The organism is Escherichia sp. XD33 (genome assembly GCF_019375075.1).
GTDB classification, from domain to species: domain Bacteria; phylum Pseudomonadota; class Gammaproteobacteria; order Enterobacterales; family Enterobacteriaceae; genus Enterobacter; species Enterobacter flexneri_A.
Window position 1 is genome coordinate 1 of the sequence record NZ_JAENDM010000190.1, and the last position, 1,235, is coordinate 1,235.

The following is a 1,235-nucleotide window of genomic DNA, read 5'->3' on the forward strand; positions in this document are numbered from 1 at the left end:
ATGGTCGGGTCAATCCCGCCAATATCCCAGCAGATACGGGATATCGACATTTCTGCACCATTCCGGCGGGTATAGGTTTTATTGATGGCCTCATCCACACGCAGCAGCGTCTGTTCATCGTCGTGGCGGCCCATAATAATCTGCCGATCAATCAGCCAGCTTTCCTCACCCGGCCCCCATCCCCATACGCGCATTTCGTAGCGATCCAGCTGGGAGTCGATACCGGCGGTCAGGTAAGCCACACGGTCAGGAACGGGCGCTGAATAATGCTCTTTCCGCTCTGCCATCACTTCAGCATCCGGACGTTCGCCAATTTTCGCCTCCCACGTCTCACCGAGCGTGGTGTTTACGAAGGTTTTACGTTTTCCCGTATCCCCTTTCGTTTTCATCCAGTCTTTGACAATCTGCACCCAGGTGGTGAACGGGCTGTACGCTGTCCAGATGTGAAAGGTCACACTGTCAGGTGGCTCAATCTCTTCACCGGATGACGAAAACCAGAGAATGCCATCACGGGTCCAGATCCCGGTCTTTTCGCAGATATAACGGGCATCAGTAAAGTCCAGCTCCTGCTGGCGGATGACGCAGGCATTATGCTCGCAGAGATAAAACACGCTGGAGGGGTCATCCGGCGTCCATTTGAGGCCAAACGGCGTCTCTTTGTCGCCAAATTTAAGATACTGCTCCTCCCCGCAGTGCGGGCAGGCAACATGAAAACGCATAAAATGCGGGGATTCACTGGCTGCACGCTCAATCTGGCAGGTGCCTCTCACTTTGGGCGTGGAGCCACGGATGGACTTTGGCCAGACCGAGCCTTCAATACGTTTGTCGCCAAGGAACGTCGGAGAGCCTTCCTGTTCAATATCCTCATCAAAGGCAGCAAGTTCATCATAACCCGCCACATCCACCGACTTTTCACGGTAGTTTTTTGCCGCTTTACCGCCCAGGCACCAGAAGCCACGCCCATTAGTGAAACGCTTCATGGTGAGCGTGTTATCCCGGTGCTTTTTGCCATACCACGGGGCCAGCGCCAGCAGCGACGGAATATCACGAATAGTCGGCTCAACGTGGGTTTTCATAAAGTTCTCGGCATCACCATCCGTCGGCAACCAGATAAGGGTGTTGCGCTGCTTATGCTCTATGAAGTAGGCATAAACACCCAACAGCATTTTGGAATAACCAACACGGGCAGACTTCACCACATTCACCTCACGGATGTAGTCGCTGCCCATCGCATT

1 protein-coding gene is annotated in these 1,235 nt (G+C 53.8%); it reads right to left on the reverse strand.

Annotated features, from left to right (window positions below):
• Positions 1–1,235 (reverse strand): phage terminase large subunit family protein (locus K0778_RS26185; RefSeq protein WP_161997275.1); only part of this gene is annotated, 1,235 nt, incomplete at both ends.